This window comes from bacterium, from assembly GCA_040755795.1.
Taxonomy (GTDB): Bacteria; UBA9089; CG2-30-40-21; order CG2-30-40-21; family SBAY01; genus JBFLXS01.
In genome coordinates, this window is record JBFLXS010000050.1 from 1 (window position 1) to 16,425 (window position 16,425).

Below are 16,425 nucleotides of genomic sequence, written 5' to 3' on the forward strand. Positions count from 1 at the left end.
TCAAAGGATAAGTTGCAAAAAAATCATCAGGCTTTTGAGCCTAATTTTGCCATCTTTGAGCAAAATAAACAGATTGATAAGGATAAAGAGAACTTTAGAAGTAGCATAAAATTTACGAAAGTCCAGACATAGAGAATTACCCAAAAAATCAAAATGCAAAAATCAAAATGCAAAGAGAATTTGTATGGGTTTAGTCTTATGCTTTTTACATTTTGAATTACATTTTGATATTTGATTTTTGTCTCACATTATGTCAAATTTTGACTAATAACTGCTATAGAAGGAGAAGAACCCTTCAGCCTTCAACCTAATTACGGACACGGATTACAAATTTTCAGTGTTTTATCCGTGTCCATCTGTGGCTGAATAGTTACCGCAAATTTTCAGAGGGGGAAAAATGGAAATAATCAAAGTAAAAGATGCCGGATTTTGTTTTGGGGTAAAAAGGGCAATAGATTTAGCTATGGAAGCGGCTAAAAATGAGAAAAATCATGTCTATACATTAGGTCCGCTGATTCATAATCCACAGGTGTGTGAAGAATTAAGGAAACAAGGGATAATTGAGGCTAAATCATTAGATGAGATAAAATCAGGCGTGGTTATCCTTCGTTCTCACGGCGTCCCACCTAAATTATACCAGGAAATATCCAATGCCGGGATTAGAATAGTGGATGCGGTTTGCCCGAGTGTGAAAAAAGTCCAGGAAATAGTGCATAAGCTAAAAGAAGAAGGTTATGAGGTAGTTGTTGTCGGAGAAAAAAATCATCCAGAGGTAATGAGTATCGTTGGAACTTTAGAAGGTGAAACGATTGTTGTCGAAAACCCTCAAGAGGCAAAAAAACTTAAAATAAGGCGTAAAATAGGTGTTATTGCCCAGACAACACAAACTATTGGTAATTTTAAAAAGGTAGTTGAAATACTTTTAGATAAGTCCAGGGAATTAAAGATAAATAATACCATTTGTAAGGCAGTAGAAAATATTCAGAAAAGCTCCTTGAATGTGGCAAAACAGGTAGATTTAATGTTAGTTGTTGGCGGTAAAAATAGCGCCAATACGACTCGCCTTTTCCAACTGTGTAAAAATAAGACAAAATTCGCCTATCACATTGAAACACCAGATGAAATAGCCACAGAATGGTTAAAAGGGATAGGAAAAATTGGTGTTACAGGCGGCACATCCACCGCCAATTGGCTTATTGACCAGGTAATAAAGAGATTAAAATATATGGAGTAGTTCACTTCCATTAGATTCTCTTGAAAATAAGGAAGTAGAAAGTAGAGAGTAGAGAGTAGAGAGTAGAAAGTAAAGAAAATACCATTCCTCACGCCTATCTCCTTACTTCCCACCTTCTATCTTCTATCCGCGAATATCCGCATCATCAGCGTCATCAGCGTGCTATTATTTTTCATCGTCATTTGTGAGTCGTAGACTCTTGAGCGTTTCCCCTGAAAATAGTATATGGAGTGCGAAAGCTTGCTTTCGCTTTGGCTTGCTTTACCTTGCCAAAGCCACTTTTGGCTTACCTCGAAAGCGGTGGCAAGCCACCGCACTCCAAAAATTTTCATCCTCGTTTGTGAGCCGCAGGCTCATGCCCGGTTTCTCCTAAAAATCAGGCTCTCATTTCTTTCTCAATATCCAAGTTCCTTTAGCATCCCCAGATTATCCTTCCATTTCTTTTTTGGTTTAATCCAGAGTTCAAGAAATACCCCCCGGTTAAGAAATACCTCTATTTCTTTTCGAGCTCGCTCACCTACCCTTTTTAACTTCTCACCCTTTTTGCCAATTAAAATTATCTTCTGTGATATTCTTTCTACATAAATTACAGCCCGGATGTAATCTTTTTTTCCTTCTCTTTCTTTAAACTCCTCAATAACAACCGTTGTCGAATAAGGAATTTCCTGTCCATATTCCTCAAATATCTTTTCCCGAATTATCTCACTCACAAAAAATTTCTCAGGTTGGTCGGTTAAAATGTCTGTTGGGTAATAAGGTGGGTTTTTAGGTAGATATTTCATAATACACTCAAGTAACTCTCCGGTTCCGTCTTTTTTAATCGCAGAAATAGGCATTATCTCTTTAAAATCATAAACTTTTTGCACAGAGTCAATTAGTGGCAAAAGGGAGTCTTTTGAAACTAAATCAATTTTATTGATGACCAGAATTGTGTCTTTTTTATAATCAAGGAATTTAAGTTCAGGTTGCTCCTGGGGTTCTATCATAAGTATAACTAAATCAGCATCTTGTAAGGCTAAATGTAGGGTTTTGTTCATTAATTCGTGAAGTTTATACTTAGGTTCTAATATCAACCCAGGGGTATCCAAAAATATAATCTGGTAGTTTTTATCATTGAGAATACCCAGTATTTTATGTCTTGTGGTTTGAGGTTTTGGGGTAACCGCAGACAACTTTTCGCCTAAAAATAGGTTAAGCAAGGTTGATTTTCCAACATTAGGTTTTCCAACAATAGATACATAACCACAATGGAATACATTTTTTTCTTTCATATCAATGTTATATCCGCTAAATTCTTGTAGCCGTTCACCGCAGAGCACGCTGAGAACGCAGAGAAAATTTATTACTGAAACTTATTATATCGTAAAACATCCCGTGTGTCAACTAAAAAATATCCCTTACCATAAGCACTTCAACCTGATTACGGACACGATTTACGAATTTTCAGTGTTTTCATCCGTGTCCATCTGTGGCTGAATAGTTACATTTTTTTCTATTTTCTAACGCTGAAATAAAATTATTTATTGACATAAAAAGAAAAATATTGTAATATATTATAAAAGTAAAGAGATAAATGCGCCCGTAGCTCAGATGGACAGAGCGGTGGACTTCGAATCCAAAGGTCGGAGGTTCGACTCCTCTCGGGCGTGCCAGGAAATAAAGGAATAATCGGTAACCGGTAATCAGGTAATCGGTAAGGAGAATTCAGTAATCAGTTGTTAGATGAAGATTGCCGCCCCCAAAAAATCTAAATAAGGAGGTAAATGAAGAATGAAGAAATTGGTTTTAAGTCTGTGTGTTTTGGGGATATTGGGCATAGCCATTGCTGCCATTGCTGCAATGACGGCAAGGGACTTCACTGGTTGTCTGGAGCGGTACGGTTGCACTTACGATATAGTTTGGGATGGATGGAAAGGGTTTCTGACTCTTGGGCCAGACGGAACCGGAACACTTGAACAAACTACTGGTACAAGAGGGCGGTATTCAGTTCGACATCAGATTTTGTGTGATCCGCAAGATACTATCGAAGGCAGCCGAGGTCCAGGCTATCAAAGATCAAGTACGCTTAAACACAGGATTGTCTTTTGGGTTGATTTCAAAAATACTCCTCGTAACCATAACGATGATCAACGGTTTGATGGTTACATGATGACACAAACAAAAGATTCTATTGCAGGGATAACTTGGTGGAATAGAATTCCTTTTGGATTTTATGCCACTAACAAGACGGCCCCTCTAATATAAGCTGTAAATTACGGGGGGCGGCAGCTTCATCTAACACGGCTTTGCGGATCAGTGCGTTCGTTCAAATGTTTCGCATTTCGCAAAGCCCGATAACGTTACTGACCACCGATTACCAATCACTGATGACTGATAACTTTCTTTAGGCGCCTGTAGCTCAGATGGATAGAGCGTCGGACTCCGGATCCGAGTGGGGAGGTTCGAGTCCTCTCAGGCGCACTAAATTCGGTAACTGGTTAAATGGTAATTGGTAACTGGTGATTGGTAACTATTTAACCAATTACCAATCATCGGGTCGTTAGCTCAATCAGGCAGAGCAGGGGCCTCTTAAGCCCAAGGTTATAGGTTCGATTCCTATACGGCCCACCAACTAGTAATTGGTAATTGGTAACTGGTAACTGGTAATTGGTAACTGGTAATTGGTAATTGGTAACTGGTGATTGGTAATTAGTTACCATTCACCAGTTACCATTTACCAAAAATAAGGAGGTTTTTGATGTACGCTATTGTTGAAACCGGTGGAAAACAGTATAAAGTAGAGGAAGGCTCTACGATTAATGTGGAGAAAATAAAAGCTCCGGTAGGTAAAGAAATAGAACTAACTAAAGTTCTGATGCTCTCCACAGATGATGATGTGATTGTTGGAAATCCGACCATAGACTCAGTAAAGGTAATTGCTCAGGTAGTAGATGAGGTAAGAGGGAAAAAAATTACGATTGTGAAGTTCAAACGACGAAAACATTATAGACGAAAAACCGGACATCGCCAGGATTATACTCAATTGCTGATTAAAAGTATTGAAAGATAAAGATAAGACAATTCTTTTAGATGAGGTTAGCAAAAAATGGCAGAAGATTATTTTAAAGAAATAAAACAAATGCTAAAAGAACTCGCTCAAGGTCATAAAGAATTTGAGCAAGAACAAAAAAAGACAGATGAAAAACTCCGTAAGGTAGGTGAGGAAATCGAAAGACTTACGAAAAAAACAGATGAGGAAATCCGTAAGGTTAATAAATCAGTAGCAGGAATAAGTGATGGCTTTGGTAGAATGACTGAAGGATTCGCACTTGCTTCTATAGAAGAAGTATTCAAGAAACTTGGAATACATATTAATAAGACCTTTCCAAGAGTCAGAAGTAGAAGAAATGGTGACCATCTGGAAATAGACTTACTTAATGTAGCTAAAAGTGATAAGAAAGAGATGGTTATTATTGTAGAAGTGAAGAGTTATCTCCGAACCGAGGATGTCAATGATTTTTTAAATGATATATCAAAGTTTTATGATTTTTTTGAAGAGTATAGAGATAAAGAGATAATAGGTGTGATTGCCTTTATGAATTATGCAACAGGGGCAAAGGAATATGCAGAAAAAAGAGGATTCTATCTCCTATTTTGTTCAGAGGATTTAATGAAAATGGTAAATAAAAAAGGTTTTACACCACAGGTGTGGAGTTACAATTAAAGTATAATGGTAATAGTAACTGTTACTCGCAATCCAGAGGGAAAAATTGTAGGATTTAGTGGAACAGGACATGCAGATTTTGCTAAAGCAGGTGAAGATATAGTATGTGCGGCAGTATCTGCCCTCCTGCAAAGCACAATTAAAGGACTACAAGAATATGTAGGCATAAATTTAGAAATAAGTAAAGAAAAGGGCTCCCTTGAAGTCAGGATAAAAAAAATAGACCAAAAGTTTCTTCAATTGCCAACAGATGCTATCTTAGAAACTCTTGTATTAGGATTAAAAGCAATTGAAAAAGAGTATAGAAAGTATATGAAATTGATAGAAAGGAGAAAATAAAAATGAATGAAACCTTAATGATACAATTATTGATAACTCTATTAATAATTGGGACTATCCTTAATTTCTTATTACCTTTATCCGTGGCTTATTTAGCCAGTGTAGTAAAAAGAAGATTTGGGAAAGACTATACGGATAAATATACCGAAGCCGCAGAAATAGGTGTGATGGGTTCTGAACAGTATTTTTCTACTTCAACCAGTGAGGTTACCCATAAAGATAAAAAAGATTTAGCGGTGGATATAGCTAAAAAGATATTAGCCAAAGATGGTATTATAATTAAATCACGAGAAGATGAGGATTTACTCTCAGATGTTGTTGAATCCGTTGTTTTTATGCTAAATGGTAATAAGGAAACAAAAGAACAAGGGAATGAGTCCTGATTTGTTTCCCTGTTAACTATTGCAGGAGGTATGAAATGGCACATAAAAAAGGAATGGGGAGTTGTAAAAATGGCCGTGATAGTGCGGGAAGAAGATTAGGTGTAAAACGCTCTACCGGTGAATTTGTTAATGGCGGAACAATTATTGTCAGACAACGCGGCACAAAATTCCTTCCAGGACGAAATGTAGGTCGCGGTGGAGATGATACTTTATTTGCTAAAATAACCGGGCAGGTAAAATTCCATTTGCAAAACGGTAAAAAATTAGTCAGTATTATTCCATCGTAGGAGGAAAAAAAGTAGAGAGTAGAGAGTAGAAAGTAGAGAGAAATAATAGAATGTTGCCTTTCTACTCTCTACTCTCTACTCTCTACTTACTATGTTTATTGACCACGCACAAATAACAGTTCAAGCAGGTAATGGCGGGAATGGTTGTATAAGTTTTCGACGAGAAAAATATGTCCCTTTTGGCGGTCCTGATGGTGGTGATGGCGGAAGGGGAGGAAATGTTGTTTTATGTGCAAATGAAGGATTAGTTACCTTGCTTGATATTCAAAAAAAACGATTCTTCAAAGCCCCAAAAGGAGCTCATGGCAAAGGTAGTAATTGCACCGGGAAAGATGGTGAGGATTGTATCATCCTTGTTCCTATCGGTACACAAATCTTTGATGCTAAGACTAATGCTCTCTTAGGTGACCTGATTTCTCATCAGCAAAAGGTAATTGTGGCTTATGGTGGTATAGGTGGAAAGGGAAATACTCATTTTGCAACCTCGATAAATCAAGCCCCAAGAATTGCTCAGGAAGGTAAAGAAGGCGAAAGAAGAATATTAAATTTAGAGTTAAAGTTAATCGCCCAGGTAGGATTAATAGGCTATCCCAATGTTGGTAAATCCACTCTTCTTTCTAAAATCTCTAAGGCTACACCCAAAATCGCCGATTATCCATTTACTACCTTGACTCCTAATTTAGGAATGACTAAATTAACTGAGTTCAGCTCAATAATTGTTGCTGATATTCCTGGTTTAATCAAGGATGCCCATAAAGGAGTTGGACTGGGCCACAGATTCTTACGACATATTGAACGAACTAACCTTTTAGTTCATATCTTAGATATTTCCCAGAACCCAATCTCTCAATATAATATTTTAAATGAAGAATTAAAATTATATAAAATCAAGGATTTAATTCAAAAAAAACAGATTGTTGTTATAAATAAAATGGATATTAGTGGCTCTGCAGAAAAGTTTAAAGAAATTAAACCATATTTTACTTCATCAGGGATTCAACCTATACCTATTTCTGCCTTAACTGGACAGGGAATAGATGAATTGTTAATCGCCATACAAAAAAATGAAAATAACCTTATCCAAAGCCAAACGAATTGTGGTTAAAATTGGCACAAGTCTTTTGACCACGCCAGATGGAATTTTAAGCACCACTTATCTTTCCGGAATAGTGGGCGATATTGCTAAATTGCAAAATGCAGGCAAAGAATTTATCATCGTTACCTCCGGAGCAATTGGCGCTGGAATGCAAATTTTAGGGTTAAAAGAAAGACCCAAGACGATTATTTTAAAACAAACCACAGCCGCCGTTGGGCAAAATAAACTTATGGAGGTATATGAGAGATTATTTAAAAAATATCAACAAACTATTGCTCAAGTTTTACTAACACACCAGGACCTTTCCTGCCGGAAAAGCTACATTAATATTTGTAATACTATCTTAAAACTGTTAGAATATAAGGTGATACCTGTTATTAATGAAAATGATACAGTGGCAATAGAGGAGATAAAATTTGGGGAGAACGATACCTTATCGGCTTTAATTGCCCAATTAGTTGAAGCAGATTTATTGTTAATCTTGACTAATACTGATGGGTTATATTCCGCAGGAGGTGAATTAATTCAAAAGGTAGTAGAAATTACGGATGAAATTACCCAAATAGCAACTGGAACAACAAGTAAGTTTTCCACAGGTGGAATGCAGACCAAGATTGAGGCGGCTAAAATCTCCACTCAATCAGGAACAACAATGGTTATACTAAACGGTAAAAAGCAAGGAATTATTGAAGATATTTTACAGGGAAAAGAATATGGAACTGTTTTTGTGGCTAAAAAGAATAAATTAAGTAGTCGTAAGCGATGGATAATGCATAATTTAAAACCTATGGGTGAGATAATCATTGATGATGGAGCAAAAGAGGCGATTTTAAAAAGAGGGAAAAGCCTTCTACCTTCTGGAGTTTTAGAGATAAAAGGTGAATTTGATGAAGGAGATGCCCTCATTATTAGAGATACACAAGGAAAAGAATTAGCCAAAGGATTAGTAAATTACCCTGAAACAGACCTGTTTAAAATAAAAGGCAAACAAACTAATCAGATAGAAGAAATATTAAGCTATGAGTACGGAGAAGAAGTTATACATCGGGATAATTTAGTGATATTATAGGTTAACCCGTCCTGTTAAATCCTATTCCTTTTATCTTCAGGTGATTTTCTTTGATTGCAGTTTTTGCTCCAATGATTTCTTTGACTAACCAGAGGTTTGACTCGATATGGTCGGTCATTCGTGGGATTATATATTCAGAAGTGCCATCTGCCAGGCTGGCGTAGATTATTAATTGGTCGGCTAAGAATCTATCCACGGTTGCCTTTGTATTGAGGTCTTCAAGTAATGTTTTCGCTACATATCTACCGATTTTTTCAGAACTTCTACCTATTTTGCCCGCCATATCTGCTCCAATTAAGCAGTCAGTATTGGTTTTAGCACAAACAAAAAGATTCGCCCCTTTTTGCAATGAGGTTTCATCATCAAGTATCTCAAATTTCGTATCATAGCCGCTTTGTTTTAAAATCTGCTGGCAGGTTTCTGCCATCCGCTCACTTACCCGACCACTTTTAAGATGAGAAGATAAAGATATACCTGTAATTTCAGTAATTTCCCCCTGCTCAAGTAAAACGATAGGTTTAAGTTTATGTGGTGTTGGGTTCACCTCTAACTCAATAATTCCTCCACCTTCTGGCACATATCCTGGTCGAATTAATCGCAAATGAGCCTCAATACCCATTTTTCTAATGGTCGGGAATAAAACCCGTTCCATATGGAAGGCACTGGGTGCAAAATCCTGAAATAAACCACCAGAAATTCTGAATGTAGATGGTGTTTTACCAAAACAGACAACAGGTAAAATCGTCATCGCCAGCATTGTTGTTGAACCTGCGGTGCCAATATCCCATTGATATTGACCTGCCTTTATATTTTTGCCAGGTCTAAATGTTAATATTTGCGAGCCAACCTCTGCATGTTCTAATTCACCACCAACTAATTCTTTACAGGCAAATACAGATTTTAGATGTTGATGTCTAAGACCTGGTTTTTCTCTTTTTGCCCGGATATTTTTTATCTGTAATTCCTTACCCAGCAAGGCACAAAGCCCAACACAATACCTGAGAATAGTCCCACTACCCGAATATTTAGAACCATCTATTTCTATCATCTCTTGTCCGCACCTCTTTTATCTACAACTACTCAGCCACGAAGACACTAAGGCACAAAGTATAAGTTTTAAACCCTGTTCATCCCTCGCTATTGTTATACTGGTAAAAATAGTATTAACCCAACTTGTTTATCCTCTACAAAAAAATACTTACAACGGAACTTCCACTCTATTTAAAGACAAAATTTAGCATAACCATTTGATTTTCAATAAGATATAGCGATATCTCTTGTTTCTAATTCCTATCTACAATTGAAAGGTGGATTTAATTCCCCATCCATTATGATTATATAATAGGATATTAATAAATTTTTGTCAAGCATTTTTAAAAAATATAAGCGTTCAGGGGTCAGCCATCAGTTGTCAGCATTTAGCTATCTTTTAGCTAAAAAAGTGAACTGAGGACAGGAGAAACGCCTATGCCCACAGGGAGTGGGCACAAACGAAGATGAAAATGGGTTTGATGGTTCAGGTGAAATCAGGCTAAAGCCTGTGGCTACCAGCCTTCCCGAGTCCCGAACCCCGAGTCCCGATTTTCAGGGAAAAGGAAGTTTCACGCCAAGCACGCAAAGAACGCAAAAGAAAATAAGGGGAAAAATTACCTTTGCGTCTTTTGCGTGAAAAAACTATTTATAGGAAAACCTTTTTAAACACCGAAAAACGCGAAAAAAAAGATATTTTCCTCTCTGTGAACTCTTGCGTCTCTGCGGTAAAGGATTACTTGAACGGTTACGATATTTTTAAAAAATTCTCGGTCAGCTTGTCAATCTGTGATTCAGACAGTAGACTATAAACATCAGACTAAAACGGGTAGAAATTGCAGAAGGATGAAGGCTTGAAAGACCTATATATACTTCTGTAGGTAAGGCTTAGGGAAAAATTCCACCTGTGCGATTAGACTAATTCATCGCAGAGACACAAAGGAAAAATAAATGTAAAATGTAAAACAGGAAATGAAAAATGGGAAATTTTAGGACTTCGCCAGACTCATTACCTTTCAGTTATACATTTTCATTGGACATTATCCATTTTACATTTAACCGCACAGGTCGCATATTTTTATCTATACCTGAACGGTTACCTTTTTTTTGACTCCAATATTTTGATATATCAGGAGACACAGGAGAGAACTGTCCTTTTTAATGTCCCCTCCCATCTTGTCCCTGAACTGTATCTTAAAAATAAAAATCATGAAAATTTAGTCTTCAGAACCGCCCGTTAAAATATTTATTTGACTTTTTTAATCTTATGTGCTATTATAGATTTGAGCGATATATCTTGAGGAGGAATTAACATGCATTTTTTAGATGTCAAGACAGACTTTGCTTTTAAAAGAGTCTTTGGCAGTGAACAATCCAAAGATATTCTCATCAGTTTTTTAAATTCTATTGTTAAATTTAAGGATGGTAATATAATTGAAGACTTAATCATTGTTGACCCTTATCAAATACCCTTACTCAAGGGTATGAAAGATACCTATGTAGATGTTAAGGCAAGGTTATCAAACGATAATATGGTCATTATAGAGATGCAGATACTAAATTACGAGGGGATGGAGAAGAGGATTTTATATAACGCTGCGAAGGCCTATTCTACCCAATTGTTAAGAGGCGATCAATATTATTTACTTAACCCGATTATTGCTATCACTATTACTGACTTTGAAATGTTTAGCGAATTTAGCAAGGTGATAAGTTATTTTAAGTTAAAAGAGAAGGATGAGTTAATCGAGTATAGTGGTGATATAGAATTAATCTTCATTGAGTTACCAAAGTTTAAGAAGGAAGAAAATGAGTTGATAGACATTACGGACAAATGGATTTACTTCATCAAGAATGCAGGCACACTGGAGTATATCCCTAAGACCTTTGAGCAGAATATGGAGATAAAGAAGGCCTTTGAGATAGCCAACCAGGCGGGTTTAGGTGCTGAAGAATTAGAGATGCAGTGGAAGAGGCAGGATTTTATTTACATCCAAAGAGCGGCTATTATCTATGCCGAAAAGAAAGGAATGCAAGCGGGGATGGAGAAGGGGATGGAGAAGGGGATGGAGAAGGGGATGGAGAAGGGGATGGAGAAGGGGATGGAGAAGGGGATGGAGAAGGGGATGGAGAAGGGGATGGAAATTAGTGTCTCTTCTCTTGCCAGGCATGGAATGGGGATAGAAGAGATTGCTAATATTTTGGAATTAGATATAGATTTTGTGAAAAAGGTAGTCAATAAGGATTGAGGGGCTTACTATTTACGCCTTAACTACGAGTAGAGGGCAGGTGTATGTTTAGCAGGTTCATCCCCACGCCTGTGGGGAACATACTTCTTCAATTCCCTTGAAATTACTATATTATTTCGGTAACCGTTCAGGGATATAGTCACAGAGAACACAGAGGGAATATATAACCACGAATGAACACGGCTAATAAAAAGATTCGACCTGTGCGGTTAAATGTAAAATGGATAATGTCCAATGAGAAATGTCCAATGAAAATGTATAACTGAAAGGTAATGAGTTTTGCGAAGTCCTAAAATTTCCCATTTTTCATTTCCTATTTTACATTTTACATTTATTTTTCCTTTGCGTCTCTGCGATGAATTAGTCTAATCGCACAGGTGGGAAAGATTTGTAGTGCGAGGCTTTAGCCTCGCTTCTGGCAAGCAGGAAAGCGAACCTAAAGGTTCGCACTACATTTATCGAATGTCACAGGTTAATTCGTGTCTATTTGTGGCTAATTTCTCTAATTCTCTGTGAACTCTGTGCCTCTGTGGCTGAACGGTTACAATTTCTGACTACTTTGCGTTCTTTGCGCCTTTGCGAGAAATTTAATCTTTGTTCCTTCCTCCCACCAATAACTAACGCCTTACACAGGTCGAATTCTTTTGTAAGTTGATTAAACAGATTACATTTTTTATTGTAAGCGGATTGAACGGATTGAGCGGATTTTTTTTATTTCTGCTAAATCCGTTAAATCCGCTTACTAAATCCACCCGCTTACTATTAAAAATCTGCTTCCTTAATCTTCTACCTGCACAGGTCGAAAAATTTCTCTTGAAAAATTATACTATAAATGTTATAATACCTAAAACCGGGGTGAAAGATGAAATCAGTTGCAGAATATCTATGGTTTGATACTCAGACTAAACGGGCGTATATCAACATTACACCTCAAGTAGAAGAATTAGTGAGGAAAAGTGGGGTTAAGGAAGGGTTATGTCTGGTAAATGCTATGCACATCACTGCCAGTGTTTTTATAAACGATGATGAACGAGGATTGATACAGGATTATGATGATTGGTTAGAGAAAATTGCCCCTCATAACCCGACATCGCAATATCGACATAATCGCACTGGTGAGAATAATGCTGATGCCCACATGAAACGCCAGATAATGGGAAGAGAAGTAGTGGTGGCGATAACAAATGGTAAGTTAGATTTTGGGACCTGGGAACAAATATTTTATGGCGAGTTTGATGGCCAGAGAAAAAAACGGGTTCTGGTAAAAATTATTGGAGAATGATTTTATGAATGTTACCTTTGAAACACTTAAGAAACTGGTAGAAGAATTCATCGCAGAACGGAATTGGCAAAAATACCATAACCCGAAAAACTTAGCTATGTCTATTTCCATTGAGTCAGCAGAATTGATGGAGATTTTTCAATGGCTAACTTTAGAGGAATCTATTGGATTAAAAGATAATAAAGAAAAATTTGAGCAGATTAAGGAAGAAGTAGCAGATATAATTATCTATTGTTTGAGTTTAAGCAATATTCTTAATATTGACTTAAATCAGGCAATTTTAGAGAAGATAGAAAAGAATAAAGCTAAATATCCTACTTTTAAATACAAAGGAAATTTCGAGTAACCTGAAGTTTCTGAATTGACTTTGGCGAAAAGTAACTATTCACCCTGTAGGAAAGTAGGAGAGTAGGGAAGTAGGAAAGGGAAAGAAAATGAATGAGAAGTTAGATGATTTTAGACAACTTGTAGTATGGCAAAAAAGCCATCATTTAAGAGTAAAATAGTATGAAGTATTTTCCCCCTTTTCCTACTTCCTACTTGCTTGGTATGCTGAAGAGTTACGGCGGAAAAAAGAATATGAGGTAAATATCTATGTATGATGTTGTCATTATTGGTGGTGGTCCTGCAGGTTTGACTGCAGGATTATATACGAGCCGGGCAAGGCTTAAAACCTTATTGATTGAAAGCTATACCGTGCCCTGTCAGGCAGTAACTACCGCCTTTATCGAAAATTACCCGGGCTTTCCTGAAGGAATTGGCGGTTTTGAATTAATAGAAAGGTTTAGAAAACAGGCAGAAATATTCAGATTAGAATCTACAATTGGGGATGTCCGTAGTATTCATAGCGTAGATAACACCTGGCGAGTAGAAGTGGAAGATAAAGTGTATGATTGTCAATGTTTAATTATTGCCACTGGTGCCAGACCTAAAGAATTAAATGTGCCTGGTGAGGCAAAATTTCGCGGGAAGGGAGTATCTTATTGTGCCACCTGCGATGGCGCACTCTTTAAAAATAAAGATATAGTCGTAGTTGGTGGCGGCGATACCGCCGTAGAAGAGGCACTATTTTTGACCAGGTTTGGCAAAAAAGTTACCTTGATTCATCGAAGAAATACCTTGCGGGCAACAAAAATCCTCCAGGAAAGAATATTGAAACATGAAAAAGTAGATTTTCTCTGGAACTCAGTCGTGGTTGAAATATCAGGCAACGAAAATGTAGAAGCAATCAAGGTAAAAAATACCACAACCCAGCAAGAATCAAAGATATTTTGTGATGGCGTTTTTATCTTTGTTGGACTTATCCCTAACACTGCCTTTCTTAAAGGAATCATAGAATTAAATGAGGAAGGATACATTATTACTGATGAGGGGATGAAAACATCAAATGAGGGAATTTTTGCCTGTGGTGATTGTCGGAAGAAATCTTTGCGTCAGGTAATTACTGCCTGTGGAGATGGTGCATCTGCCGCCTTTTCTGCCCAAAAATATCTGGAAAGAGGTAACCGTTCAGGGATATAGCCACAGAGTCACAGAGAACACAGAGAGAATATATAATCTTGAATGAACGCCGTGAGATGTTTTACTATCTAACAGGGTGAACACAAATGCACCTGAATAACAAAAAGAGATAGTTAATGTTAATCTTTAACTTCCCAAATTTTAAGTAATAGATAAAATTTTTTCCTTATATGATGGATTATTTCTTTCTTGTAAATTAAAATCTTAACTTTTAATCCACCTGTTACTTAAATTATGGGATGTTAGAGGTTAATTCGTGTGCATTTGTGGTTAATTTCCTTAATTCTCTGTGAACTCTGTGCCTCTGTGGCTGATGTCCAGTGTCTGAATCACAGAGAGGTAGTTAAATGCGGACAGGAATTGCTAATTTACCACTGCATTATGGCAAAGCACCTGCCTGGCTTTTTCAACGAATGAAAAGGTTATCGCGTGAAATTGCTATCTGGGTGGTGAGTGAATTTGGGACAGAAGAACTATTGCGGAAATTATCTGACCCATTTTGGTTTCAGGCGTTTGGTTGTGTATTAGGGTTTGACTGGCATTCAAGTGGTTTGACCACGACGGTTTGCGGAGCATTAAAAGAAGGAATTAAAGGATTAGAGCACGAATTAGGGCTATTTATTGCAGGTGGAAAAGGGGCGGCTTCACGAAAAACCCCTACCGAAATCGAATCAAAAGGAACTGAATTAATTATAAACCCCAATAAATTAATCTATGCCAGCAAAATGGCGGCGAAGGTTGATAGTGCCGCGTTACAAGATGGTTATCAACTTTATCATCATGTTTTTATCTTTACTAAAACAGGTTTATGGTGTGTTGTTCAACAAGGGATGAATGAGAGTAACCGCTATGCCAGACGGTATCACTGGCTAAGTGATGAGATGAGAGATTTTATTTGCGAACCACATACCGCTATCTGCTGTGATAACAAATCTAAGGTGTTAAATATGGTGGCGATTGAAAGCCAAAGGGCAAGAGAGGCAACTACTTTTATCGCTAAAGAAATGCCCGATAAAGTCATCTTTGATTTAAAAAAACTACAAAACTTAAATTTGCCATCCCATCATCAAGTTTGGCTTAAGGACATAAATTCCTCTAAATTAAATAAGATTCTTTTGACCACCTACGAAGCACAACCAGCAAATTTTGAGCACCTATTAGGGATAAAAGGTGTAGGAGCAAAGACTATCCGGGCATTAAGTCTAATTTCCGAATTAATTTATGGCACGCCAGCCAGCTTTCGCGACCCGGTAAGATACAGCTTTGCCCATGGTGGAAAAGACGGACATCCATATCCCGTCAATAAAGCCACTTACGATACCTCAATTCAAATTCTCCATCAAGCAATCTCTGCGGCTAAAATTGGTGAAACAGAAAAAAGGGATGCCCTCAGACGATTAACTAACTGGTGGGGATAACTTGTTCCTTTTACCTACTTTCTACCTCTTTCTTAATTATTTCTCGAGCTAAATTTATATACGCCTCGGCACCTGTAGAATTAATCTCATAAAGAATAATTGGCTTACCAAAACTCGGTGCCTCTGAAAGTCTGACATTGCAAGGGATAACCGTTTGATAAACCTTATTCGTAAAACACTTTCTAATTTCAGCGGTAATTTGTTGTGAAAGATTAGTCCGGGCATCAAACATAGTCAAAAGTATTCCTTCAATAGCGAGTTTAGAATTAAGTCTATTTTGAACCAGGGTAATTGTCCCTAAAAGTTGTCCTAATCCTTCTAATGCGTAATATTCACATTGAATAGGAATTAGAACCGTATCCGCCGAAACAAGGGAATTTAATGTGAGTAATCCTAATGAAGGTGGCGTATCAATAAAAAGATATTGATAATTATCCTTGATTTCTGCAATCGCCTCTTTTAATTTTAATTCACGGCCTTCGATATTGACTAATTCAATTTCAGCGCCAGTTAAAGTTACATTCGCAGGAACTAAATCCAGATGTTCTAATTCTGTCTTACAGATAGCCTTCGTAATTGGCTCTTTTCCAATTAACACCTCATAAACATTTGGGTTACACTTATGTTTATCAAATCCTAATCCACTTGTGGTATTCGCCTGAGGATCCATGTCAATAAGGAGGCAATGTTGACCTAACATTGCAAGGCAGGCGGCGAGATTTATCGCAGTTGTTGTTTTTCCTACCCCTCCTTTCTGATTGGCAATAGTAATTATTCTACCCATAACATTATCCTCCTGATTATTGGTAATTGGT

17 protein-coding genes and 3 tRNA genes are annotated in these 16,425 nt (G+C 37.2%); 17 read left to right on the plus strand and 3 right to left on the minus strand.

Annotation, left to right across the window (positions count from 1 at the left end):
* The first annotated feature begins 397 nt into the window (after positions 1–397).
* Entirely contained in the window at positions 398–1,234 is an 837-nt protein-coding gene (locus AB1414_05415; GenBank protein MEW6606880.1) for a 4-hydroxy-3-methylbut-2-enyl diphosphate reductase, read from the plus strand.
* 395 nt (positions 1,235–1,629) lie between these two features.
* Here AB1414_05415 and era read toward each other — a convergent pair whose 3' ends face one another.
* Positions 1,630–2,505 carry a GTPase Era gene (gene era / locus AB1414_05420; GenBank protein MEW6606881.1) on the minus strand — a complete coding sequence of 292 codons (876 nt, stop codon included), beginning with the start codon at positions 2,503–2,505 and terminating at the stop codon, positions 1,630–1,632.
* A 304-nt stretch (positions 2,506–2,809) separates the two neighbouring features.
* Between era and AB1414_05425 the strand changes: the two genes are divergently transcribed.
* From AB1414_05425 to proB, 11 genes are all read left to right on the plus strand, one after another.
* Positions 2,810–2,886: transfer RNA gene (locus AB1414_05425), tRNA-Arg, on the plus strand.
* A gap of 118 nt (positions 2,887–3,004) precedes the next feature.
* The gene (locus AB1414_05430) at positions 3,005–3,478 is read left to right on the plus strand and encodes a hypothetical protein (GenBank protein ID MEW6606882.1); all 474 of its coding nucleotides are present in this window, start codon (positions 3,005–3,007) and stop codon (positions 3,476–3,478) included.
* A 143-nt stretch (positions 3,479–3,621) separates the two neighbouring features.
* Positions 3,622–3,694 (plus strand) — tRNA-Arg (locus tag AB1414_05435).
* 73 nt (positions 3,695–3,767) lie between these two features.
* Positions 3,768–3,844: transfer RNA gene (locus tag AB1414_05440), tRNA-Lys, on the plus strand.
* 127 nt (positions 3,845–3,971) lie between these two features.
* Positions 3,972–4,283, plus strand: coding sequence for a 50S ribosomal protein L21 (gene rplU, locus AB1414_05445; protein MEW6606883.1), 312 nt, complete (start codon positions 3,972–3,974; stop codon positions 4,281–4,283).
* 36 nt (positions 4,284–4,319) lie between these two features.
* On the plus strand, positions 4,320–4,937 hold the full coding sequence (locus AB1414_05450) for a hypothetical protein (protein MEW6606884.1): 618 nt from the start codon (positions 4,320–4,322) through the stop codon (positions 4,935–4,937).
* A gap of 6 nt (positions 4,938–4,943) precedes the next feature.
* On the plus strand, positions 4,944–5,276 hold the full coding sequence (locus AB1414_05455; protein ID MEW6606885.1) for a ribosomal-processing cysteine protease Prp: 333 nt from the start codon (positions 4,944–4,946) through the stop codon (positions 5,274–5,276).
* A gap of 2 nt (positions 5,277–5,278) precedes the next feature.
* A complete protein-coding gene (locus tag AB1414_05460) occupies positions 5,279–5,659 on the plus strand; it encodes a phage holin, LLH family (GenBank protein ID MEW6606886.1) in 381 nt (126 codons plus the stop codon).
* Between the two features lie 35 nt (positions 5,660–5,694).
* Entirely contained in the window at positions 5,695–5,946 is a 252-nt protein-coding gene (gene rpmA, locus AB1414_05465) for a 50S ribosomal protein L27 (protein MEW6606887.1), read from the plus strand.
* A 91-nt stretch (positions 5,947–6,037) separates the two neighbouring features.
* Positions 6,038–7,051 (plus strand): GTPase ObgE, encoded by a 1,014-nt coding sequence (obgE, locus tag AB1414_05470; GenBank protein MEW6606888.1) that lies wholly within the window; start codon positions 6,038–6,040, stop codon positions 7,049–7,051.
* A complete protein-coding gene (gene proB / locus AB1414_05475; protein ID MEW6606889.1) occupies positions 7,011–8,111 on the plus strand; it encodes a glutamate 5-kinase in 1,101 nt (366 codons plus the stop codon). Before obgE ends, proB begins: the two co-directional genes overlap by 41 nt.
* 1 nt (position 8,112) lies before the next feature.
* Here proB and rtcA read toward each other — a convergent pair whose 3' ends face one another.
* Positions 8,113–9,159 carry an RNA 3'-terminal phosphate cyclase gene (gene rtcA, locus AB1414_05480; GenBank protein MEW6606890.1) on the minus strand — a complete coding sequence of 349 codons (1,047 nt, stop codon included), beginning with the start codon at positions 9,157–9,159 and terminating at the stop codon, positions 8,113–8,115.
* Between the two features lie 1,294 nt (positions 9,160–10,453).
* Here rtcA and AB1414_05485 point away from each other — a divergent pair.
* The 5 genes from AB1414_05485 (at position 10,454) to AB1414_05505 (ending at position 15,610) form a co-directional block, all read left to right on the plus strand.
* On the plus strand, positions 10,454–11,389 hold the full coding sequence (locus AB1414_05485; protein MEW6606891.1) for an Rpn family recombination-promoting nuclease/putative transposase: 936 nt from the start codon (positions 10,454–10,456) through the stop codon (positions 11,387–11,389).
* An 862-nt stretch (positions 11,390–12,251) separates the two neighbouring features.
* Positions 12,252–12,671 carry a secondary thiamine-phosphate synthase enzyme YjbQ gene (locus AB1414_05490; protein MEW6606892.1) on the plus strand — a complete coding sequence of 140 codons (420 nt, stop codon included), beginning with the start codon at positions 12,252–12,254 and terminating at the stop codon, positions 12,669–12,671.
* A 4-nt stretch (positions 12,672–12,675) separates the two neighbouring features.
* Positions 12,676–13,017 carry a nucleotide pyrophosphohydrolase gene (locus AB1414_05495; GenBank protein ID MEW6606893.1) on the plus strand — a complete coding sequence of 114 codons (342 nt, stop codon included), beginning with the start codon at positions 12,676–12,678 and terminating at the stop codon, positions 13,015–13,017.
* A gap of 248 nt (positions 13,018–13,265) precedes the next feature.
* Positions 13,266–14,192 (plus strand): thioredoxin-disulfide reductase, encoded by a 927-nt coding sequence (trxB, locus tag AB1414_05500; protein ID MEW6606894.1) that lies wholly within the window; start codon positions 13,266–13,268, stop codon positions 14,190–14,192.
* Between the two features lie 347 nt (positions 14,193–14,539).
* Positions 14,540–15,610, plus strand: coding sequence for a DUF763 domain-containing protein (locus tag AB1414_05505; protein ID MEW6606895.1), 1,071 nt, complete (start codon positions 14,540–14,542; stop codon positions 15,608–15,610).
* Between the two features lie 10 nt (positions 15,611–15,620).
* Here the strand turns inward: AB1414_05505 and AB1414_05510 are convergent, their stop codons facing one another.
* A complete protein-coding gene (locus tag AB1414_05510; protein ID MEW6606896.1) occupies positions 15,621–16,394 on the minus strand; it encodes an AAA family ATPase in 774 nt (257 codons plus the stop codon).
* Positions 16,395–16,425 lie beyond the last annotated feature (31 nt).